The organism is Dermacoccus nishinomiyaensis (assembly GCF_900447535.1).
Classification (GTDB): domain Bacteria; phylum Actinomycetota; class Actinomycetes; order Actinomycetales; family Dermatophilaceae; genus Dermacoccus; species Dermacoccus nishinomiyaensis.
Genome location: NZ_UFXX01000002.1, coordinates 67,265 through 89,407, shown reverse-complemented (window position 1 = coordinate 89,407; position 22,143 = coordinate 67,265). Strand labels below are relative to the sequence as shown.

Here is a 22,143-nt window from a genome sequence, read left to right as displayed (position 1 = left end):
TACACCGAAGAAAACTGGCGAGTAACCACTCTGCCGAGTTGCGACTGGAGGCGCCTACCCATGGTCATGAACATCGCCGACGAGAAGTTCGAGCGCGATCTCATCGACAACCGAGCCCGCAGCGTCGCGCATCTGTTCATCGACCGCGTCGCGAAGTCGGGCCAGGACGAGGCGTACCGCTTCCCGCAGGGTGGCGCCTGGAAGTCGATGACGTGGGCGCAGACCGACACGCACGCCCGTCAGATCGCGGCGGGCCTCGTCGCGCTCGGCGTGGACGCCGAGGACCGCGTCGCCATCGCCTCCTCGACCCGCCTGGAGTGGGTCCTCGCGGACCTGGGCAACATGCTCGCTGGCGCGGCGACGACGACCGTGTACCCGACGAGCCAGCTCGCCGACGTCGTCCACATCCTCACCGACTCGGGCTCGCGCGTCGTGTTCGCCGAGGACACCGATCAGGTCGAGAAGCTGCGTAGCGGACGCGAGCAGATCCCCGACGTCGTCAAGGTCGTCGTCTTCGACGGCGAGGGTGACGGCGAGTGGGTCATGACGCTCGACGAGCTGCGCGAGCTCGGCCGCACCCGTCTCGAGGAGACGCCCGACGTCATCGACGACCGCGTCGCCGGCATCAAGCCGCAGCACCTCGCGACCCTCATCTACACCTCGGGCACGACGGGCAAGGCGAAGGGTGTGCGCCTGTCGCACGACTGCTGGACGTACGAGGCGTCCGCCGTCGACTCGACCGGTCTGCTCAACGCGGGTGACGTGCAGTACCTGTGGCTGCCCTTGTCGCACGTGTTCGGCAAGATGCTGCTGTGCCTGCCGATCCAGGTCGGTTTCCCGACGGTCGTCGACGGTCGCGTCGACAAGATCATCGACAACCTGCCCGAGACGCAGCCGACGTGGATGGGCGCCGCGCCGCGCATCTTCGAGAAGGTGTACGGCAAGATCAACACGATGATGGAGGCCGACGGCGGCGCGAAACTCAAGCTGTACCGCTGGGCCGTGGAGGTCGGCACGCAGGTGGCCAACGAGCGCGCCGACGGCCGCGAGCCCTCCGGGCGTCTCGCGATCGAGTACAAGTTGGCCGACAAGATCATCCTGTCGAAGATCCGCGCCCGCTTCGGCGGTCACGTGCGCTACTTCATCTCCGGTTCGGCGGCGCTCAACAAGGACATCGCGCTGTGGTTCTCCGCGATCGGTCTGCCGATCCTCGAGGGCTACGGCCTGTCGGAGTCGTCGGCGGCGGCGAGCGTCAACCGTCCCTACCTCGGCGCGAACCAGGTCGGCACCGTCGGTTGGCCGCTGCCGGGCACCGAGTTCAAGCTCGGTGAGGACGACGAACTGCTCGTCAAGGGTCCCGGCGTCATGCAGGGCTACTGGAACCTCGAGCGCGAGACCGCCGAGGTGCTGACGGACGGCTGGTTCCACACCGGTGACATCGGTGAGATCGCCGAGTCGGGCCACATCCGCATCACCGACCGCAAGAAGGATCTGTTCAAGACCTCGAACGGCAAGTACGTATCGCCCGGCGCCATCGAGGCGATGTTCAAGGGCGTCTGCCCGTACGCCTCGAACCTCGTCGTCGAGGGCGATGGCCGCAAGTTCGTCTCCGCGATCATCACGCTCGACGAAGACGCCATCGCCGAGTGGGCCGAGAAGAACGGCATGGCCGGCAAGAGCTACCGCGACGTCGTGACGAGCGACGCGTGCCGGGAGATGGTGCAGGGCTACGTCGACGAGATGAACCTGCGGCTCAACCGCTGGGAGCAGATCAAGCGTTTCATCATCCTGCCGCGCGACCTGTCGGTCGAGGAGGGTGAGATCACCCCCAGCATGAAGATCAAGCGCCGCGTCGTCGTCAAGAAGTTCAAGGACGACCTCGACGAGCTCTACACCGACTGACGCCCGCCCGCCGCGCGGGCCGACGAACGGGGCATTCGAGCCGATGACGCCCGGGTGCCCCGTTCGCGTGCCCGCACGCGCGCCGAGTCCGCGCAGGTCACGTGTGCCTCAGGTCATCACCACCCTTCGTCTCGCGATAGTGTGAGGGGCGTCAAGTCCCTTTGCCGCTTACATCGGCTCGCACTCAGCGATCGGAGGTTGTCCATGTCCAGTGCCCAGCTGCTCACGTCCACCCGTGAGGTCAAGGCCGTCGTCGGGGAGCCCGAGGTCGTCGAGGACACCACCGCGTGGAGCGAGCTCAAGGCCGCATGCGAGGCCATCGCCGCGATGCAGGTCAAGGACGGCTCTCTCGCCCCCGAGGCTGACGCCGGCGCCGCAGGCGCCGAGCTCGAGCGCGCCGTGACGGCGATCGAGGCGCTCGCGCCGTCGTTCCCGCACGACGCCGCCTACCTCGACGCGCTCGTCGTCGACCTGCGCCGGTGGGCCGACCACGGTTTCGGCGTGCCCGACTTCCTCGACTCGCTCGTCGCATTCGACCCGCAGAACCAGCGCGAGGACGGCGTTCGCCACCTCGTCGTGTTCCCGATGTACACCCAGAACGGTTCGCCGAACCGTCACCTCGAGGCCGTCCTCGTCGAGGTGATCTGGCCGGAGTTCATCGACACCCTCGAGCGCGAGTACGAGAACCCGCTGTTCGTGCCGCTGCGCTTCGTCGACTTCACCTCCGGCTACGACACGAACTCGGCGGTGCTGTTCACGGAGACCGTCGCGACGCGTGAGACGCCCGTCTTCACCTGGGGTGCGATCTTCCAGGACCGTGAGGCAGCGCGCTACCGGCGCGTCGTCAGCGAAGCCGCGCGCATCACGAAGCTCGAACTGCCGAGCGGGGCGCAGGCGATGCTCGAGGATCAGTCGCTCACCGAGGCGACCTTCATCATGTGGGATCTCATCCACGACCGCAGCCACATGCGCGGCGATCTCCCGTTCGACCCGTTCATGATCAAGCAGCGCATGCCGTACTTCCTCTACTCGCTCGAGGAGTTGCGCTGCGACCTCACGGCGTTCCGTCACTGCGTCGACCTCGAGCGTCGTCTCGGCGAGCGCGTCGTCGCGGGGGAGAACCTGACCGCCGTGGAGCGTGACACGCTGACGCATGCGCGCGGCGTGCAGTACGCCGTCCTGCTCGATCGCATCTTCCGGTTCGCGCTCACCGGCGGCCGTGTGCGCAACTACGACGGTCTCGGCGGGCAGCTGCTGTTCGCGTGGCTGCACCAGCGTGGCGTGATGAACTGGACGGACTCGAAGCTCACGGTCGAGTGGTCGCGCCTGCCCGCCTGCATCATCGAACTCGCCGACGCCGTCGACGAGCTGTACTGGCGCTCGATCGACCGCCCCAAGGTCGCGCACTGGCTCGCGGCGTACGAGCTGATCCGTTCCGTTCTGACGCCGCACCCGGCGTCGGTGTGGGCGCGCGGGCTGCCCGACGAGGTGCTCGCGGGGCCGCCGAAGGGCTACACCGACGCGGTGCTCGACGACGAGTTCCCGCTGTCGATGTTCTTCGAGGCGCTCGAGCGCAAGATGGCGCCCGTCATCGCCTCGACGCGAGGCATCACGGGCCGCGATGACTGAGGAGACGACGATGAAGCACGAACCGTTCGAGGCGCTGCACGACACCGCGCGGCGCGACTTCGCGTCCGACAACTACGCGGGGATGCACCCCCGCGTCGTCGAGGCGCTCGCCGCGGCCAACGGCGGCCACCAGGGCGCCTACGGTGCGGACGACTACACGCAGCGGCTGCAGGAGGTCGTGCGGGGCCACTTCGGTGACGACGCGATCGCCTACCCGGTCTTCAACGGCACGGGCGCGAACGTCCTCGCGCTGCAGTCGATGCTGCCGCGCTGGGGCGCCGTCATCGCCGCGACGACGGCGCACATCCATGTCGACGAGGGTGGCGCGCCGGAGCGCACCGGCGGGCTCAAGCTGCTCACGGTCGAGACCGAGGACGGCAAGCTCACCCCAGAACTCATCGACCGCGAGGCATGGGGTTTCGGGGACGAGCACCGCGCCCAGGCCGGCGTCGTGTCGATCACGCAGTCGAGCGAACTGGGTACGCTCTACACGCCCGACGAGATCGCCGCGATCGCCGAACACTCGCACCGATTGGGGCTGAAGGTGCACCTCGACGGCGCGCGGTTGTCGAACGCCGCCGCCGCGCTGGAGGTGCCGCTGCGCGCCATCACGACGGACGCCGGCGTCGACGCCATCAGCCTCGGTGGCACGAAGAACGGCGCGATGCTCGCCGAGGCCGTCGTGGCGCTGACGCCCGAGGCGTGTGCGGGGCTCGGGTTCTCGCGCAAGTTCCTCATGCAGCTGACGTCGAAGATGCGCTTCGTCTCCGCGCAGTTGCTCGCGCTCTACGACGGTGAGCTGTGGCGCGAGAACGCGACGCAGGCCAACGCTGCGGCGCGGCGCCTGCGGGCCGGGATCGAGGCCGAGCAGGCGCGCGGTGCGCTCGGTGAGGTCGCGTTCACGCAGCCGACGCAGGTCAACGCCGTCTTCGCGACGCTGCCGGCCGACGTCGCGAACCGACTGCGCGAGAGCTACCGGTTCTACGACTGGGACGAGGCACGCGGCGAGGTGCGCTGGATGTGCTCGTTCGACACCCGCGACGAGGACGTCGACGCGTTCGTCGCCGCGCTCGTGGCGGCGTCACGCCGTGGAGGTGAGACGGGCAGCGCCTGAGCGGGCGCCCCGGCGACGATTGGGCGCTCGTCCTGGGCCGAACTACCCTGGTGGACATGTCTGGTGAGTCTGTCTTCCACGATCTCGAGCCGCTGCTGGAGCAGGTGAACAAGCCGATCCAGTACGTCGGTGGCGAGCTCAACGCCCAGGTCAAGGACTGGAACTGCGGCGGCTACGGCCCCGACGGACAGGAGCTGACGACGCGCTGGGCCCTCATGTACCCCGACGCCTACGAGGTCGGCGTGCCCAACCAGGGCGTCATGATCCTGTACGAAGTGCTCAACGAGCGTGACGACGCGCTCGCCGAGCGCACCTACTCCATGTGGCCGGACATGGAGGCGAAGATGCGTGAGGCGGGCGTGCCGCAGTTCACCGTCGACGGCCACCGCAGCGTGCGCGACTTCGACGTGCTCGGCATGTCGTTCTCGACCGAGCTCGGCTACACGAACATGCTGACGGCGCTCGACCTCGGCGGAATCCCCCTGCACGCCGACGAGCGCACGATCGACGACCCGATCGTCCTCGCGGGCGGGCACTCGGCGTTCAACCCCGAGCCGATCGCCGACTTCATCGACGCCGCCGTCATCGGTGACGGCGAAGAGGCCGTCCTGCTCATCACCGACATCATCAAGGAGTGGAAGCTCGCCGAGCGCCCCGGCGGGCGTCGCGGGCTGCTGCTCGAACTCGCGCGCACGGGCAGCGTCTACGTGCCGTCGATGTACGAGGTCGACTACCTGCCCGACGGGCGCATCCAGCGTGTCGTGCTGAGCGAGGAGGCGCACGGTGTGCCGTGGCGCGTCGCGAAGCACACCGTCATGGATCTCGACGAGTGGCCTTACCCGAAGCAGCCGCTCGTGCCGATGGCCGAGTCCGTCCACGAGCGGATGAGCGTCGAGATCTTCCGCGGCTGCACGCGTGGTTGCCGTTTCTGCCAGGCCGGCATGATCACGCGCCCCGTGCGCGAGCGTTCGATCACAGGCATCGGCGAGATGGTCGAGAAGGGCCTCGCCGCGACCGGCTTCGAGGAGGTGGGCCTGCTCTCGCTGAGCTCCGCCGACCACACCGAGATCGCCGAGATCTCCAAGGGCCTCGCCGACCGCTACGAGGGCACGCAGACGGGTCTGTCGCTGCCGTCGACGCGCGTCGACGCGTTCAACATCGACCTCGCCAACGAGCTGACGCGCAACGGCCGCCGCTCGGGTCTGACGTTCGCGCCCGAGGGCGGCAGCGAGCGCATCCGCAAGGTCATCAACAAGATGGTCTCCGAGGACGACCTCATCAACACCGTTGCCGCCGCATACGGCGCGGGCTGGCGTCAGGTGAAGCTGTACTTCATGTGCGGCCTGCCCACCGAGACCGACGAGGACGTCCTGCAGATCGCCGACATGGCGCGCCGCGTCATCGAGACCGGGCGCCAGGTGAGCGGCCGCAAGGACATCCGCTGCACCGTCTCCATCGGCGGGTTCGTACCGAAGCCGCACACGCCGTTCCAGTGGTGCGCTCAGCTGTCGGCCGAGGCCACGGACGAGCGGCTCAAGAAGCTCAAGGACGCCATCCGAGCCGACAAGAAGTTCGGTTCGAGCATCGGCATGCGCTACCACGACGGCAAGCCCGGCATCGTCGAGGGCCTGCTGAGCCGCGGCGACCGCCGCGTCGGCGCCGTCATCGAGGCCGTGTGGCGTGACGGCGGCCGCTTCGACGGCTGGAGCGAGCACTTCAGCTACGAGCGCTGGATGGAGCAGGCCGACGCGGTCTTCGCAGCCTCCGAGCACCCGATCGACGTCGACTGGTACACGACGCGTGAGCGCGGCGAGCTCGAGGTGCTGCCCTGGGATCACCTCGACTCCGGTCTCGACAAGGACTGGCTGTGGCAGGACTGGCAGGATGCCCTCTCCGAGGAAGAAGTCGACGACTGCCGCTGGACGCCGTGCTTCGACTGCGGCGTGTGCCCGCAGATGGACACCGACATCCAGATCGGCCCCACGGGCAAGACGCTGCTGCCGCTCACCGTCCTCGGTGAGGGTGCGAAGAAGTTGGCCGCCGCTGACCACGCGCACTGACGTGGGCGCGGCGTCATGACGATGCGACTCGTCTCGACGGGGCGCCGGTGAGACGCCGATGAGCCCACGACGTGCTCGCCGCGGCGTCCACAGGCGCGATGCGCGCGTCGACATGCTGCGCGGGCTCGCCCTCGTGTCGATGTTCGTCGCCCACTGCGCCCCGGACGACGGCCCGTTCCGACTGGCGGCGTTGACCGAGTTTGCGACGGCGCCGTTGTTCGCGCTTCTCATCGGCATCAGCGCGATGCTCGCGGACCGGGGCAACGCCGGGCTGACCGTCGCGTTCGTCCGGGCCGGGGTGCGCGCGGCCGTGCTCGTCGCGCTCGGGTTGTGGATCGAGCCGTGGGGTGCGCAGGTCGACGTCGTCCTCGTCTACCTCGCCCTGCCGACGCTGCTCGCGCCCCTGCTGGTGCGGCTGCCCGACACGGTGCTGCTCGGGATCGCCACGATGTCCTGGGCTGCCGCACCCGCCCTGCTGAGCTGGGGCCGCACCCGCAGCACCGAGGCTCTCGTCGCCGGCGACGACGTGGGCCACCGTTTGTGGGACGTCGTGGTCGCGGGGCCGCACTACCGCCTGACGACGCTGCTCGTCTTCACCTGCCTCGGCATCGTGCTGTGGCGCTGGACGCGCGCCGTCCCCGCGTGGAGCGCGGGCCTGGCGGGCCTCGTCGCACTCGCAGGGGCCGCGTTGCTCATGGCGGCGAAGACGTCGGGGCGCCTCGCGTTCGAACCGTACGACGGCAGTCACCTCGAGATCGTGCTCGAGGCGCTGCTCGTCGGGGGATTCGCGCTCGCCTGGTTCGCCGTCGTGCCGGAGCGCTTCTGCCTGCCGGCGCTCGCCGCCGCGGGGTCGATGACGTTGAGTGTCTACGTCCTGCAGATCGCCTACCTCGCCTGGTACGTGCGTGAGCTGCATCCCAGCGAACGCGACGACGCGTGGGGCAACGTCGGCGTCCTGTGCGTCGGCGCCCTCGTGTTGCCGATGGCGTGGCGCTCGCTGGTCTCGCGCGAACCGTGGTCGCGTGGGCCCCTTGAGGGCGCGACGGCCGCCGTCACCCGCGGCATCCGCTGAATCGCGTGCCTCGTCGTGCCGGCGAGCCGCGTGACGGTGCGGTGATCCGCGCGCCCTTGCGTCGACGGTAGGCTCGTGCTCGTGGCACGTCAGCGAGTTCCCGAAGGTCCGCCCCCCGCACCCGCCGTCCAGAAGGTCTCGGTGAGGTACGCCAAGCGCGGACGTCTGCGTTTCTCCTCGACGCGTGACTTCCAGCGCGCCCTCGAGCGTGCCGTGCGTCGCGCGGGGGTGCCGATGGCGTTCTCCGCAGGCTTCCACCCGCACCCGCGTATCTCGTACGCGAACGCCGCGCCGACGGGGGCCGCCTCCGAGGCCGAGTACTTCCAGCTGCAGTTGACGCAGCAGTGCGACCTCGAGGCGCTGCGCGCAGCGCTCGACGAATCGTTGCCGCAGGACATGGCCGTGCTGCGCGTCGTCGAGGCCGCACCCGGAGCGCTCGCCGACCTGCTCCAGGCCAGCGTGTGGCAGCTCGATTTCGAAGGCGTCACGCTCGAGAAGATCACCGACGCCGTGGCGACGTTCATGGATCGCGCCGAGCTGCTCGTCACCCGCATGACGAAGTCGGGTGCGCGCGAGTTCGACGTGCGTCAGGCCATCCTCGCCTCCGACGTCGTGCTCGTGCGCGCCGGCGATGCCGACGGGCGTGACCTCGTGCGCTGGACGATGACGATCCAGCACACGACGCCCGCGGTGCGCCCCATCGACGTCATGACCGGTCTCACCGAGCTGACGGGCCTGCAGGTGCCGCGTTCGCCGCTCATGACGCGTCTCGCGCAAGGCGTCCTCGAAGCCAGCGGCCGCGTCATCGACCCGTTCGACGCCTGAGACCTCCATCCGAACGCAGCCCCCGGGCGGGAGGCGTCGGTCGGGAGGCGCAGCGTGGGGGAGGCGCTGTGACGCCATGTGGACACGAGGCCGCCGGCCTGCCGACACCCGTGCGATGACTGTGCGATAATGCGGATGGAACGTGCAGGTCTCACAGAGCCTGCCGCTCCCGCAGAACCTTCCGACCGCGCCGTCGGAGCGCAGGTGATGCGGCGCGAGCCGCAGCCGGTGCACCGCGAATCGCGCGAGGGTGGCCGACGCATCGTCATGCGAAGCCGCCGACCGAGAAGCTCTGCGGCGTGACGTCCGGTGCCGCGCGCAGCGCGAGCCGACGGGCCACGTAGAAGACGACTTCCGTCCTGCGGACACGAACGATCGCAGGCGATACGAACGATCCGCGCCGCGGCGCGTGCAAGGCCCAGGTGGTCTTTCTGTGGCACACGTCGTGCCGACGAAGAAGGAGGGCCCCGTGGCCCCCGAAAATCTTGAATTCCCCTTCGCCAGCCCGTTCGCGGCCGGCAGCCCCTTCACAGCGCCGCAGGCCGAGCCCGCGCAGGACGCTGACACGAGCGACGAGGTCGAGGTCGAGGCCATCGACGGTGACGAGGACGTCACCGATGGCGACTCGGGCCAGGGCGCGCCCGCCGGCGCCGCGTTCGGCCTCGTGTTCCAGGCCGCCGACCCGATGACGCGCGTGCCCCGCCGCTCGCGCCGCGCCGATGACGAGTCGCCGCGTGACGAGGCACCCGCCGGCCGCGCAGGTGGCGACGACGAGGCCGACGAGCAGCCGCGCCCCGCGCGTTCGCGCAGCCGCCGCCGTCGCGGTGATGACGCGCAGCACGACGAGAATGGCGACGCGTCGTCCGACGACGCCGCTCACGGCTCGCGCGAGGACGCGGACGATGCGGGCGCGAAGCAGTCGGCCGACACCGACGACAACCACGACGCGAACGACGAGAACGATGAGAACGACGACGAGCAGACCCCGCGTCGGCGCCGACGCGGCGGCCGTGGCCGTCGCGGCAACAAGGGTGACGACGCCCGCGACGGTTCGCAGGCTCAGCACGACGACGCCGACGACCGCGACTCCGGTTCCAAGGGTGGCAACGCGAAGCACGACGACGCGGCGCAGGGCGACGGCTCCAAGCGCGACGGCAACGCCGCGCAGGACGACAGCTCGAAGCACGACGACGCCCAGGACGACGCGGGGTCGCGCAAGCGCACGCGCCGTCGCCGTCGCAGCGGCTCGGGTCAGGGCTCGGACGGCGACGACGCGAACACCGTGACGAAGGTGCGCGAGCCGCGTCGCGCGAAGGACGAGATCACGTCCATCAAGGGCTCGGTGCGCCTCGAGGCGAAGAAGCAGCGCCGCCGCGAGGGCCGTGAGGCGGGACGCCGCCGCACCGTCATCACCGAGGCCGAGTTCCTCGCACGCCGCGAGAGCGTCGAGCGCGTCATGGTCGTGCGCGAGCAGGAGGGGCGCACTCAGATCGGCGTCCTCGAGGACGGGGTGCTCGCCGAGCACTATGTCTCGCGTCAGGAGCAGGCGAGCTCGATGGCGGGCAACGTCTACCTCGGCCGGGTGCAGAACGTGCTGCCGTCGATGGAGGCGGCGTTCGTCGACATCGGCCGCGGGCGCAACGCCGTCCTGTACGCCGGCGAGGTCAACTGGGACGCCGCCGGTCTCGACAACCAGCCCAAGCGCATCGAGCACGCCCTCAAGGCGGGCGAGAGCGTCCTCGTCCAGGTGACGAAGGACCCGATCGGCCACAAGGGCGCCCGCCTGACGTCGCAGATCTCGCTACCGGGACGCTTCGTCGTCTTCGTGCCGGGCAACTCGATGACGGGCATCAGCCGCAAGCTGCCCGACACCGAGCGCGCGCGCCTCAAGCGCATCCTCAAGGAGGTCGTGCCGGCCGACGCGGGCGTCATCGTCCGCACCGCCGCCGAGGGTGCTTCCGAGGAGGAGTTGCGCGCCGACGTCGAGCGCCTCATGAAGATGTGGGAGCGCATCCAGGCGAAGGCCGAGACGGCCAACGCGCCGTCGCTGCTGCACGGCGAACCGGATCTGACGGTCCGCGTCATCCGCGACGTGTTCAACGAGGACTTCGCGAAGATGGTCGTCTCCGGCGAGCGTGCCTGGAACGAGGTGCACACCTACATCTCCGAGGTGGCGCCGGACCTCGTCGAGCGCCTCGAGAAGTGGGAGGGCGACGAAGACGTCTTCGCCGAGCACCGCATCGACGAGCAGCTAGCCAAGGCCATGGACCGCAAGGTGTGGTTGCCGTCGGGCGGTTCGCTCGTCATCGACCGCACCGAGGCGATGACGGTCGTCGACGTCAACACCGGCAAGTTCGTCGGCTCCGGGGGCAACCTCGAGGAGACCGTGACGAAGAACAACATCGAGGCGGCCGAGGAAATCGTGCGTCAGCTGCGCCTGCGCGACATCGGCGGCATCATCGTCGTCGACTTCATCGACATGGTGCTCGAGGCGAACCGCGAGCTCGTCGTGCGTCGCCTGCTCGAGTGCCTGGGCCGCGACCGCACGAAGCACCAGGTCGCCGAGGTCACCTCGCTCGGCCTCGTGCAGATGACGCGCAAGCGCGTCGGCGCGGGCCTCGTCGAGGTCTTCTCCGAGACGTGCGAGTCGTGCCAGGGGCGCGGCATCGTCATCCACGACCACCCGGTCGAGAACCGCGACATCAACGGCAACGACACGAACCGCAAGGGTCGTGGCGGGCGCGGTGGTCGTGGTGGCCGTGACACCCCGGGCAACGGTTCGCACGGTTCGACCGGCGGCTCGAACGGCGGTCAGCACCAGGGTCGTCAGGACGAGGCCGGCGAGTCGAAGGCGGAGCGCGACAACGGTTTCGCGCAGATCGCCGCGGCCGCGCACGCCGCAGCGATCTCCGCGGGCGACAAGTCGGCGACGTCGAAGCCCGTCTCCACCGCGTCTGACGACGACGCCGTCATGACGGTGTCGCCGCAGGACGGCGCTGGCTCGGCTGAGGCTGCTCCCGAGACAAGTGCGCCCAAGAAGTCGGGCACGCGCCGCTCCGGTCGCGTCAAGCCGCGCTCGGAGCGCGTCGCCCAGGCTGCTGCCGACGCCTCGACGGACGCGGGCGACGTGACGAGCGCGCCTGCGGCGAACGAGGGTGCCGCTGCCGACATCGCGACGAACGGCACGACGGTGAGCGGTTCGGCTCCTGCCGACGCGGGCAGCGCTGCCACTGCGACGGCGTCGACGGCGCAGGCCCCGACGGCGCGTCGTCGCGGTTCGCGTCGCGCGGCGGCGTCGACGGGTGCGCCCGCACGAGCCGGTGAGGCGAGCGTCATGACGGTGCCGGCGGCATCGGCGTCGGCATCGACCGCACCGTCCGAGGCATTTGAGTCGGGCACGTCGACCTCGGCTACGCCGTCGACTTCGGCGGCACTGGCGAGCTCCGGCACGGACACGGCATCGACCGACGGCCCGACGCTGGGTGCCGCATCGACGTCGGATGCTCCGGCGAACGCCACGTCATCGGCAGTCGTCACCTCGTCGGCCGGCACGACGCCGGCGCCGATGAAGCGTCCGCGTCGCCGCGCCGGTTCGAGCGCGGGTGCGCCCGTCACTCTGCAGCCGGTCGACCTCAGCGCGCCGGCGTCGTCGTCGGCCCCGTTGACGAAGGTCGCAGGGGAGGACGGCTCGGCGTCGAACTCGACGGGTTCGACCACGACGAGCGACGCGACCACCGCGAACGACACGGCCACGGCCCACAACACGGCTACGGCGAGCAACACGTCTGACGCGGCGTCGGCTGCCGTTGGCGAGCAGAAGGCTCCGGCACGCAAGAAGCGTGCTCGCGTCAGCTCGCCCGCCGGGGCACCCGCGCCGAAGGCAGCGAGCGACGACTGATCGATCGCGCGGGGCGCGCACCACGTCGTCCCGACGATCTTGGGGGCCGAAACTCCGCATGGCGGATTTTCGGCCCCCAACCGTCGTCGTGAAGACTTCAATCCGGCACCGCGGAGTTTCAGACCTCAAGCGTCCTGGCGAGGCGAGGCACCGACAGCCGGCGGGCCATCAGGACGATTTGGGCCCCGCACCCGCCGCCAGGTATTCTTTACGTTTGGTGCGCCCACCGCGCCCGATGTCCCGTCACCGCCAGCCTGCGCCTCGTGCGTGTGCGCGGCGAAACCGGGGTAGCTATCGGCCGGTCAGACAGAGCGAGCGTGCCATGACGAAAGAGAGTCCAACGTGTACGCGATTGTTCGCGCGGGTGGTCGCCAGGAGAAGGTCTCCGTCGGCGATGTCCTCCTCATCGACAAGGTCTCGGCGCAGCCGGGCGAGAGCATCGAGCTGAAGCCGCTCATGCTCGTCGACGGTGCCGACATCACGGTCGAGGCCGACAAGCTGGCCGGTGTCAAGGTGGCCGCCGAGGTCGTCAAGGCCGCCAAGGGCCCGAAGATCACCATCATGAAGTACAAGAACAAGACTGGTTACCGCAAGCGCCAGGGCCACCGTCAGCCGCTGACGCAGATCAAGGTCACCAAGATCGGCTGAGCCTCGCGCTCACCCCTGATCTTCCACAGATTTCGAAAGAGGCTCTGACATGGCACACAAGAAGGGTGCATCCTCGACCCGCAACGGTCGTGACTCCAATGCACAGCGACTCGGCGTGAAGCGCTTCGGCGGCCAGGTCGTCGGCACGGGCGAGATCATCGTCCGCCAGCGCGGCACGCACTTCCACCCCGGCGAGAACGTCGGCCGTGGCGGCGACGACACGCTTTTCGCCCTCGCCCCGGGCGCCGTCAAGTTCGGCGAGCGCAAGGGCCGCAAGGTCGTCGACATCGTCGTCGAGCCGGAGATCACGGCCTGATCGCTCACGCGATCATCTGATCACCCCGCGTGAGGGGGTGAGCCCGCGCGTCGCGGCTCACCCCCTCACGTGCGTCTCGGAACGCTCATAGAATCAACGTGGTGACGCATCGACGCGGCACCGCATCACGGCGGCACCACGGGCCTCACGGGCCCGGCCGCGCCACGCGCCTCGCGCGCGCCGAAAGGAATCACCCATGGCAACCAACTTCGTCGACCGCGTCGTCCTCAACGTGACGGCCGGCAACGGTGGGCACGGCGTCGCCTCCGTGCATCGTGAGAAGTTCAAGCCGCTCGGTGGCCCGGACGGCGGCAACGGCGGGCACGGCGGTGACGTCGTCCTCGAGGTCGACCCGCAGGTGACGACGCTGCTCGAGTACCACAAGAGCCCGCACCGCAGCGCGCAGAACGGCAAGCCGGGTGCCGGTGACGAACGCAACGGCGCCGACGGCGACGACCTCGTCCTGCCCGTGCCGGAGGGCACCGTCGTCAAGGATCGCGACGGCACGATCCTCGCCGACCTCGTCGGTTTCGGCAGCCGTTACGTCGCGGCCGCCGGTGGCCGCGGCGGCCTCGGCAACAAGGCCCTCGCGAGCCAGCGGCGCAAGGCGCCCGGTTTCGCGCTGCTCGGCGAGCCGGGGGAGAGCAACGACATCGTGCTCGAGCTGAAGACGCTCGCCGACGTCGCCCTCATCGGTTTCCCGAGCGCCGGCAAGAGCTCGCTCGTTTCCGTCGTCAGCGCCGCGAAGCCGAAGATCGCCGACTACCCGTTCACGACGCTCGTGCCCAATCTCGGTGTCGTGACGGCTGGTTCGCAGCGTTTCACGATCGCCGACGTGCCCGGTCTCATCCCCGGCGCGAGCCAGGGCAAGGGCCTCGGCCTGGAGTTCCTGCGTCACGTCGAGCGCTGCTCGGTCCTCGTCCACGTCATCGACTGCGCGACGCTCGAGCCGGGCCGTGACCCGATGAGCGACCTCGACACGATCGAGCACGAACTGAGCGAGTACGTCGCCGACGAATCCCTCGGCGGCAAGCCCCTTTCCGAGCGCACCCGCATCGTCGTGCTCAACAAGGCCGACGTGCCGGACGCCCGCGAACTCGCCGAGATGGTCAAGCCCGACCTCGAAGCACGCGGCCTCGAGGTGTTCATCGTCTCCGCCGTTGCGCACCAGGGCCTCAAGGAGCTGACGTTCGCGCTCGCCAAGCACGTCGAGCAGGCGCGTCAGGAGGTCGAGTCGGCCGTGCCGGCGCGCGTCATCGTGCGTCCGAAGGCCATGGACGACGCCGGGTTCCGCATCGTGAAGGAGGGTGGCACGCACGGCACGCTGTTCCGTATCGTCGGGGATCGCCCGACGCGCTGGGTGCGCCAGACCGACTTCAGCAACGACGAGGCCGTCGGCTACCTCGCCGATCGTCTCAACCGACTCGGTATCGAGGAGGAGTTGTTCAAGGCGGGCGCGGTGCCCGGCTCGACCGTCCTCATCGGTCCCGGCGACAACGCTGTCGTCTTCGACTGGGAGCCCACCCTGCAGGCCGGCGCCGAACTGCTCGGCGCCCGCGGCACCGACCTACGCCTCGAGGAGGCGTCGCGTCCGTCGCGCGCCGAGAAGCGCGACGAGTTCCACAACCGCAAGGACGGTCAGCGTCTGGCGCGCGAAGAGCTCGCGGCCGAACGTCAGGCCGGAGTCTGGACCGAGCACGAGAGCTACCGCACCGAGGAGTGACGCGCCCCGCGCGTCGGTGCAGCAAGGAGTCGCCCGATGAACGCAGACGCCACGACGACCATGCCCGACGAGCACGCCACGCGTGCGGCTGATGTGCGCGACGAGCACGATCATGCCGAGCACGCCCCGCAGACGCCCCCGACGACCCCTGCCGTCGACGGCGACGCGGTGCGCGCGCAGGTCCGCGAAGCCAAGCGCGTCGTCGTCAAGGTGGGGTCGAGTTCGATCACCCACACGAGCGGCGGCATCAACCACGAGGCGCTGACGGAGCTCGTCGGGGTGCTGGCCGAGCGTCGGCACGCGGGCAAGGAGGTGCTGCTCGTCTCCTCCGGAGCCATCTCTGCGGGGATGGGCCAGCTCGGCATGCCGACGCGCCCGACGGAGCTGCCGCAGGCGCAGGCCGCAGCTGCCGTCGGGCAGGGACAGCTCATGTCCGCGTACTCGCTGCTGTTCCAGGGTCTCGGGCTGACGATGGGGCAGGTGCTGCTGACGACGGAGGACGTCACCCGCCGCGCCACGTACCTCAACGGCCGCTCGACGCTGCAGACGCTGCTCGAGTTCGGCGCGGTGCCCGTCATCAACGAGAACGACACGGTCGCGACGCAGGAGATCCGCTTCGGTGACAACGACCGGCTCGCGGCGCTCGTCGCGCACCTCGTCGACGCCGACGCGCTCATCCTGCTCTCGGACGTCGACGCCCTCTATGACGGTCCGCCGAGCCGCGAGGGCACCTCGCGGATCCCGTTCGTCGCGGACGTCGCCGCGATGGATGACGTCGAGATCGGCGGCACCGGATCCGGTGTCGGCACCGGGGGCATGCGGACGAAGGTCGACGCGGCGCGCATCGCGACCGCAGCCGGCATCCCGACGATGCTGACGTCGATGCCGAACGCGCGCCACGCGCTGCTCGGCGAGCAGGTGGGCACGGCATTTGCGCCGACAGGTCGTCGTCGCAGCGCGCGACGCCTGTGGCTCGCGCACGCGACGCACCCGGCCGGGCGCCTCGTGCTCGACGATGGCGCAGTCGAGGCCGTGCGGACGAAGGGGCGCTCGCTGCTTCACGCGGGTGTCATCGAGGCGCAGGGGCGATTCCTCGCAGGCGACGCCGTCGACCTCGCCGACCGTCACGGCCACGTGTTCGCGCGCGGGCTCGTCAACTACGACGTCGCCGACGTGCACCGTGCCATGGGGCGCACGACTCGCGATCTGAGCGACGCCATCGGCCCGGCTTTCGAGCGCAGCCTCGTCCACCGCGATCATCTGGTGCTGCTGCCCTGAGCCACTTGTTCGGCCCGGGGGAGTAAAGTTAGCCTTGCCTATGATCGCCGCGTCCCGCGACGATGCGAGTGCTCCGAAGGTGAGGCCCATGACGACTCTCGACCTGCTGCGGCCCGGCTCCCACGCCACCGTCGTCGGATTCGATGCGTCCCGGTGCGCCGACGCCGTCCTGTGTCGCCTGCGCGAGCTCGGCTTCCGCGAGGGTGAACAGATCGAGGTCGTGCGCCGTGCGCCGATGGGCGATCCGATAGTCTTCCGTGTCTGCGACTACGAACTCTGCCTGCGTCGGCGTGACGCGGGTGCCATCCGCGTCGACGTCCTGTGAGCTGCCACGCCCCCGATGACGTCGCGACAGCGGACGCCGCGACGAGCACCCGCGTCGCGCTGCTGGGCGCGCCGAACGCCGGCAAGTCAAGCCTCTTCAACCGACTCACCGGTCTGCGCGCGAAGACGGGCAACTACCCGGGCGTGACGGTGTCGCGTTCGTTCGGAGACGTGCGCGCAGGCGGGACGAACCTCGTCCTCGAGGACCTGCCGGGCACCTACAGCCTCGAGGCCGTGAGCCCCGACGAGCAGGTCGTCGTCGATGCCCTCGCCGGCCGACTCGACGGCGTGCCGGCACCCGACGCGCTCATCGTCGTCGCCGACGCCACGACGTTGCGACGCTCGCTGCCCTTCGTCGCGCGCGCGATCGCGTTGGGCAAGCCGACGATGCTGGCCCTCACGATGATCGACGAACTGCACGCGCGCGGCGGCCACCTCGACGTCGCAGCCCTCGAGCGGGCCCTCGGCGTGCCGGTGCGGGCCGTCATGGCGGCGACGGGCGCGGGGGTCGACGACGTCCGCGCCCTGCTCGCCGACGTCCCCGCCTGGACGCGGCCCGTCGTCAGCCCGCCGACGCAGGATGCGCAGCTCGCGCCGTGGTCGCGTTCGGTGCTCGCGGCCGCCGAGTACATGCCCGCCGGGCAGGACACGCGCTCGCGGCGCATCGACGCGGTGCTGCTGCACCCGGTCGCCGGTCTCGCCGTGTTCTTCGCGACGATGTTCCTGTTCTTCCAGGCCATCTTCACCGTCGCTGCGCCGCTGCAGGATCTCGTCGAGCAGGGGTTCGCGTGGCTCGGCGCCCAGGCGCAACACATCCCGAACGACACGCTCGCCTCACTCGTCGGCAACGGCATCATCGGTGGTGTCGGCGCGACGCTCGTCTTCGTGCCGCAGATCATGCTGCTGTTCCTCGTCCTGTCACTGCTCGAGAACGTCGGGTACTTGTCGCGCGCGGCGTTCCTCATGGACCGGATCATGGCCGCCACGGGGCTGGAGGGCCGCGCGTTCGTCGCGATGCTCAGCTCGTTCGCATGCGCGGTGCCAGGCATCATGGCGACGCGCACCATCCCGTCGTCACGCAACCGCATCGCGACGATCATCACTGCGCCGCTCATGACGTGCTCGGCGCGCCTGCCTGTCTACGTGTTGCTGACGTCGCTGCTCGTCGAACCGGGGCAGCGGTACGGGCCGTTCAACGCGCAGGGCCTCGTGCTCTTCGGGTTGTACGTGCTCGGCGGGCTGTCGGCCCTCGTCGCGGTCGCCGTGTTCAAGGCGACGGCGCTGCGCGATGCGTCGCTGCCGTTCTACATGGAGATGCCGCCGTACCGCTTCCCGTCGATCCGCAACGTCGTGACGACGATGTGGCACTCGGTGCGTATGTTCCTGCGCAAGGCCGGCGGCATCATCCTGACGACGACGGTCGCGCTGTGGGTGCTGCTCAACTTCCCGGCCCGCGGCGCCGAGACCGCCGGGATGGGCGACACCGAGAAGGCCGCGTACGTCATCGACCACTCGTATGCCGCCTCGATCGGGCGGTTCATCGAGCCGATCTTCGCGCCGCTCGGGTTCGACTGGCACATCTGCGTCGGGCTGCTCGGCGCGACGAGTGCGCGCGAGGTCTTCGTCGCGACGCTCGGGCAGGTGGCGAGCGCGACCGACCCCGAGGACCCGCGCGCGGCGCTCATGAAGATGACGTTCAGCGACGGCCCGCACGCCGGGCAGCTCGTCTTCACGACGGCGACGGTCGTCGCGCTGCTCGTGTTCTTCGTCTACGCCCTGCAGTGCGTCTCGACCATCGCGATCATGCGTCGCGAGACGAACACGTGGCGCTGGCCGGCGATCGCGTGGGCGTACATGTTCGTCCTCGCATGGGGCATGGCGTTCCTCGCTCGCCACATCGTGCTCGCGCTCACATGAGCGACCTCGCCCTGCACCCGGAGGCAACACCCGATCCAGACGTCGTGCGGTGGCGCTTCTCCGGAGCGCGGTGCGACGTCCCGCTCGGAGCGCTCGCGGCGTGGCCCGAGGCGCTGACGCGCGCGGGCGCCGGCGACATGGTCAGCGAACCGGGCGCGCTCGTCGTCAGGCTGCGCGCGCCGCACACGTGGGCGAGTGACGGAGCAGCCGTGCGCGACGCGCTGAGCGACGTGCTTGCTGACACGTCGAGCCGATTCGTTGCGCGTGAGCCCGGCGGCGTCGAGCCGAGCGATGCCTCGAGCAACGCCGACGGGGACGCCGTGGGCGAATTCGACGAGGGCGCTGCCGACGACACCGAGATCGCCGAGCAGGCCCGAGTGGTCGTCGCGGACGTCGCCGAGCAAGTGGCGCACTCGCACGGCGGCGACATCACGCTGATCGGCGTCGAGCGCGGCGTCGTCACCGTCAGCCTCACGGGCGCGTGCGACGGCTGCCCCGCGGCGGCGATGACGCTGCACCGGCGCATCGAGGACGAGCTGCGCGCGCGGGTCGGCGGGGTGCGCGAGGTGCGTGCCCACACCGTGAAGAAGCGCTCGGGCGGACTGGAGCGAGGCGGGCGTGCGCTCCTACAGTGGGCGCATGAGCGACGTCGCTGAAGAAACCCGTCACCGCATCGAGACCGCCGGTCGCGCGGCGCGCGCCGCGTCGAAACGCCTCGCGCTGCTCTCGCGCGCCGAGAAGGATACCGCGCTGCTGACGCTCGCCGACGCCGTCGAGGCCGCGTCCGCGACGATCGTCGCGGCGAACGAGGAGGACCTGGCGCGGGGCGCTGCGGGCGGCATGAGCGAGAGCCTGCAGGATCGGCTGCGGATGACGCCCGAACGCGTCACCCAGGTCGCGCAGGCGCTGCGCGACGTCGCGGCGCTGCCCGACCCCGTCGGCGAGGTGACGCGCGGCAACACTCTCGCCAACGGCTTGCAGATCAAGCAGGTGCGCGTGCCGATGGGGGTCGTCGGCATGATCTACGAGGCGCGCCCCAACGTCACCGTCGACGCAGCGGGGCTCGGATTGAAGAGCGGCAACGCGATGATCCTGCGCGGCGGCTCGGCCGCGGCGGCGACGAACGCCGCGATCGTCGAGGCACTGCGCGCCTCGTACGAACAGCAGGGACTCCCCGCCGATGCGGTGCAGTTGCTCGACGGCGGCCACGACGACGTGACGGCGCTCATCACCGCGCGCGGTCTCGTCGATCTCGTCATCCCGCGCGGTGGGGCCGCGCTCATCGAGGCGGTCGTCACCGGTTCGAGCGTGCCGGTCATCGAGACGGGCACGGGCAACGTCCATGTCTACGTCGATCGCGCGGCGGATCTCGACATGGCGCTCGACATCACCGTGAACTCCAAGACGCACCGGCCGAGCGTGTGCAACGCGGCCGAGAGTCTGCTCGTGCACGCCGACGTCGCCGAGACGTTTCTGCCCCGCGTGCTCACCGAGCTCGCCCAGCGCGGTGTCGTCCTGCACGCCGACGAACGCGCCGCTGCCCTCGCCGGTGGCGTCGCGACCCAGCCCGTCACGGATGAGGCGTGGGGCACCGAGTTCCACGGCCTCGAGATGTCGGTCGGTGTCGTGGACAGCCTCGAGGGGGCGATCGCCCACATCGATGGCTACTCGACGCATCACACCGACTGCATCGTCACCGAGGACCGCGCGGCAGCGCGCACGTTCGCCGCGCAGGTCGACTCGGCCGTCGTCATGATCAACGCCTCGACGCGTTTCACCGACGGCGGCGAGTTCGGCTTCGGCGCCGAGATCGGCATCTCGACGCAGAAGCTGCACGCACGCGGCCCGATGGCGCTCGCGGAGCTGACGACGACGAAGTGGATCGTCGACGGCGACGGCCAGATCCGCTGACGTCACTCGCGCCGCATCCTGACGACGGTCCCGACGTTTCGGGGTGACGCTCGGCGCCTGAAGCGCGTTCGTCGCGGCCCGGCGCCCACCGCCCGGCGCCCGGAGCGTCATGACGCCTGGGCGAGCACCTCGAACCCGGGTTCGGCGACGGGGTGTGTTCCGTCTGCGCGGGAACCACTCTGTGTCTCGACGCCGGAGCGAGCATCATCGCCCGTGCCCTGGCCCCCGGCCTCGAACGAGTCGTAGGCGACGTAGTGGGTCGGGCGTGCCTGGGCCGTTTGGAACAGGCGGCCCACGTACTCGCCGAGCACGCCGAGGCACAGCAGCTGCAGCGCGCCGAAGCCGCTGACGACGACGATCGTGGACGCCCATCCGGTGATCGAGTGACCCGTCAGCTTCGAGACGACGGCGAATGCGGCCACCGCGAAGGCGAGGACGAAGCCGGCGAGACCGAACCACGTCGCGAGGCGCAGCGGAGCGCTGGAGACGCCCGTGACGGAGTCGAGCGTCAGCCTGATCATCTTGCTCAACGGGTACTTCGACTCGCCGGCGGCCCGCTCGTCGCGGCGGTAGCCGACGTCGGCCGACGGAAAGCCCAGGGCCGGCACGACGAGGCGCAGCACCCGGTTGGTCTCCGGCAGCGCGAGGACGGCGTCGACGGTCGTGCGCGACATGAGTCGGAAGTCGCCGGCGTTCATTGCCCCACGCGCGCCGAGGCGATGCATGAGTGCGTAGAACGCCTCGGCGGTGACGCGCTTGAAGGCGGTGTCGGTGCTGCGGTCGGTGCGCACGCCGTAGACGACGTCGACGTGTTCTCGCTCGGCCACCTCGAGCATCTGGGCGATCACCTCGGGTGGATCCTGCAGATCGGCGTCGATCGTCACCATCCAGCGTCCCCGGGCTCGGGCGAGGCCCGCGCTGATCGCCGCCTGGTGCCCGGAGTTCGCGCGCAGCTGGATGAGACGCACCTGCGGCCACGTCCGACGCATCGCGTGCAGGAGCGACGCGGTCGCGTCGCGGGATCCGTCGTCGACGCACACGACCTCGTACGGCACCTCGAGCCCGTCGAGGACGGGGCGCAGGCGTTCGGCGAACAGGGGCAGGACCTCTTGCTCGTCGTACATCGGGACGACGACGGACAGGTGGGGTGCGCCGTTGGGGAGGGTGTCGAGGCTGGGGTGGGAGGTCATGGCTACCTTCTCGGCGGATCGGCTCGTGCGCGGTGGCACCGTGTCGATCGAGACGTTAGGAAGGGTCGCTGTCATCGGGCTGTGCTGAGGCAGTATCCTTGCTTTCATGACGTCGTTCGTTTCGCTTGTCGCCGCTGTGGATGTTCCGGAGCTCGAGGAGAACCACATCGCCATGCCGCCGTGGGCCTTCGGTCTGATGGCCCTGTGCATCTTCGGCCTGTTGTTCGCGCTGCTGTGGGCCTTCCGCAACACCGCGGCCCGCTACGGTGCCCCCAAGGGCCACGGCCCCGCCGGTGTGCGAGGTGGGGGTCAGAACCAGGGTGTGAACCACTGACA

17 protein-coding genes are annotated in these 22,143 nt (G+C 69.9%); 16 read left to right on the top strand and 1 reads right to left on the bottom strand.

Annotated elements, in window-relative coordinates:
* Positions 1 to 60: 60 nt before the first annotated feature.
* The 15 genes from DYE07_RS12245 to DYE07_RS12175 all read left to right on the top strand — a co-directional run bounded on the left by DYE07_RS12245 (position 61) and on the right by DYE07_RS12175 (position 20,617).
* On the top strand, positions 61 to 1,902 hold the full coding sequence (locus tag DYE07_RS12245; RefSeq protein ID WP_115297184.1) for an AMP-dependent synthetase/ligase: 1,842 nt from the start codon (positions 61 to 63) through the stop codon (positions 1,900 to 1,902).
* Positions 1,903 to 2,106: 204 nt separating this feature from the next.
* On the top strand, positions 2,107 to 3,531 hold the full coding sequence (locus DYE07_RS12240) for a DUF6421 family protein (protein ID WP_062257576.1): 1,425 nt from the start codon (positions 2,107 to 2,109) through the stop codon (positions 3,529 to 3,531).
* Between the two features lie 10 nt (positions 3,532 to 3,541).
* Positions 3,542 to 4,645, top strand: a complete 1,104-nt coding sequence (locus tag DYE07_RS12235; protein WP_062257591.1) for a threonine aldolase family protein — start codon at positions 3,542 to 3,544, stop codon at positions 4,643 to 4,645.
* 56 nt (positions 4,646 to 4,701) lie between these two features.
* Complete coding sequence (locus DYE07_RS12230) at positions 4,702 to 6,705, top strand: TIGR03960 family B12-binding radical SAM protein (RefSeq protein WP_038571155.1); 2,004 nt, start codon at positions 4,702 to 4,704, stop codon at positions 6,703 to 6,705.
* Positions 6,706 to 6,763: 58 nt separating this feature from the next.
* Complete coding sequence (locus DYE07_RS12225) at positions 6,764 to 7,777, top strand: OpgC domain-containing protein (RefSeq protein WP_115297183.1); 1,014 nt, start codon at positions 6,764 to 6,766, stop codon at positions 7,775 to 7,777.
* Positions 7,778 to 7,852: 75 nt separating this feature from the next.
* Positions 7,853 to 8,602: a TIGR03936 family radical SAM-associated protein gene (locus DYE07_RS12220; protein WP_115297182.1), complete on the top strand. Its 750-nt coding sequence runs from the start codon at positions 7,853 to 7,855 to the stop codon at positions 8,600 to 8,602.
* A 592-nt stretch (positions 8,603 to 9,194) separates the two neighbouring features.
* On the top strand, positions 9,195 to 12,500 hold the full coding sequence (locus DYE07_RS12215; protein ID WP_370448851.1) for an Rne/Rng family ribonuclease: 3,306 nt from the start codon (positions 9,195 to 9,197) through the stop codon (positions 12,498 to 12,500).
* A gap of 342 nt (positions 12,501 to 12,842) precedes the next feature.
* A complete protein-coding gene (rplU, locus tag DYE07_RS12210; RefSeq protein ID WP_006944318.1) occupies positions 12,843 to 13,148 on the top strand; it encodes a 50S ribosomal protein L21 in 306 nt (101 codons plus the stop codon).
* Positions 13,149 to 13,197: 49 nt separating this feature from the next.
* Positions 13,198 to 13,464: a 50S ribosomal protein L27 gene (gene rpmA / locus DYE07_RS12205; protein WP_006944241.1), complete on the top strand. Its 267-nt coding sequence runs from the start codon at positions 13,198 to 13,200 to the stop codon at positions 13,462 to 13,464.
* Between the two features lie 196 nt (positions 13,465 to 13,660).
* A complete protein-coding gene (gene obgE / locus DYE07_RS12200) occupies positions 13,661 to 15,187 on the top strand; it encodes a GTPase ObgE (RefSeq protein WP_062257584.1) in 1,527 nt (508 codons plus the stop codon).
* A gap of 36 nt (positions 15,188 to 15,223) precedes the next feature.
* Positions 15,224 to 16,465, top strand: a complete 1,242-nt coding sequence (gene proB, locus DYE07_RS12195; RefSeq protein WP_170957143.1) for a glutamate 5-kinase — start codon at positions 15,224 to 15,226, stop codon at positions 16,463 to 16,465.
* Between the two features lie 88 nt (positions 16,466 to 16,553).
* The gene (locus DYE07_RS12190; RefSeq protein ID WP_237723739.1) at positions 16,554 to 16,790 is read left to right on the top strand and encodes a FeoA family protein; all 237 of its coding nucleotides are present in this window, start codon (positions 16,554 to 16,556) and stop codon (positions 16,788 to 16,790) included.
* A complete protein-coding gene (gene feoB / locus DYE07_RS12185; protein WP_115297180.1) occupies positions 16,787 to 18,706 on the top strand; it encodes a ferrous iron transport protein B in 1,920 nt (639 codons plus the stop codon). Before DYE07_RS12190 ends, feoB begins: the two co-directional genes overlap by 4 nt.
* Positions 18,703 to 19,362, top strand: coding sequence for a NifU family protein (locus tag DYE07_RS12180; RefSeq protein ID WP_038568714.1), 660 nt, complete (start codon positions 18,703 to 18,705; stop codon positions 19,360 to 19,362). Before feoB ends, DYE07_RS12180 begins: the two co-directional genes overlap by 4 nt.
* Positions 19,346 to 20,617, top strand: coding sequence for a glutamate-5-semialdehyde dehydrogenase (locus DYE07_RS12175; RefSeq protein WP_040014386.1), 1,272 nt, complete (start codon positions 19,346 to 19,348; stop codon positions 20,615 to 20,617). Before DYE07_RS12180 ends, DYE07_RS12175 begins: the two co-directional genes overlap by 17 nt.
* 107 nt (positions 20,618 to 20,724) lie before the next feature.
* Here DYE07_RS12175 and DYE07_RS12170 read toward each other — a convergent pair whose 3' ends face one another.
* Complete coding sequence (locus DYE07_RS12170) at positions 20,725 to 21,807, bottom strand: glycosyltransferase family 2 protein (protein ID WP_074045627.1); 1,083 nt, start codon at positions 21,805 to 21,807, stop codon at positions 20,725 to 20,727.
* 106 nt (positions 21,808 to 21,913) lie between these two features.
* Between DYE07_RS12170 and DYE07_RS12165 the strand changes: the two genes are divergently transcribed.
* A complete protein-coding gene (locus DYE07_RS12165; protein WP_006944208.1) occupies positions 21,914 to 22,141 on the top strand; it encodes a hypothetical protein in 228 nt (75 codons plus the stop codon).
* Positions 22,142 to 22,143 lie beyond the last annotated feature (2 nt).

Coding starts and splice junctions, on each gene's coding strand:
- DYE07_RS12230 (WP_038571155.1), top strand. CDS start 4,702: ATGTCTGGTGAGTCTGTCTTCCACGATCTCGAGCCGCTGCTGGAGCAG.
- DYE07_RS12235 (WP_062257591.1), top strand. CDS start 3,542: ATGAAGCACGAACCGTTCGAGGCGCTGCACGACACCGCGCGGCGCGAC.
- obgE (WP_062257584.1), top strand. CDS start 13,661: ATGGCAACCAACTTCGTCGACCGCGTCGTCCTCAACGTGACGGCCGGC.
- DYE07_RS12245 (WP_115297184.1), top strand. CDS start 61: ATGGTCATGAACATCGCCGACGAGAAGTTCGAGCGCGATCTCATCGAC.
- DYE07_RS12175 (WP_040014386.1), top strand. CDS start 19,346: ATGAGCGACGTCGCTGAAGAAACCCGTCACCGCATCGAGACCGCCGGT.
- DYE07_RS12170 (WP_074045627.1), bottom strand. CDS start 21,807: ATGACCTCCCACCCCAGCCTCGACACCCTCCCCAACGGCGCACCCCAC.
- proB (WP_170957143.1), top strand. CDS start 15,224: ATGAACGCAGACGCCACGACGACCATGCCCGACGAGCACGCCACGCGT.
- rpmA (WP_006944241.1), top strand. CDS start 13,198: ATGGCACACAAGAAGGGTGCATCCTCGACCCGCAACGGTCGTGACTCC.
- DYE07_RS12165 (WP_006944208.1), top strand. CDS start 21,914: ATGACGTCGTTCGTTTCGCTTGTCGCCGCTGTGGATGTTCCGGAGCTC.
- DYE07_RS12190 (WP_237723739.1), top strand. CDS start 16,554: ATGACGACTCTCGACCTGCTGCGGCCCGGCTCCCACGCCACCGTCGTC.
- DYE07_RS12225 (WP_115297183.1), top strand. CDS start 6,764: ATGAGCCCACGACGTGCTCGCCGCGGCGTCCACAGGCGCGATGCGCGC.
- DYE07_RS12240 (WP_062257576.1), top strand. CDS start 2,107: ATGTCCAGTGCCCAGCTGCTCACGTCCACCCGTGAGGTCAAGGCCGTC.
- DYE07_RS12180 (WP_038568714.1), top strand. CDS start 18,703: ATGAGCGACCTCGCCCTGCACCCGGAGGCAACACCCGATCCAGACGTC.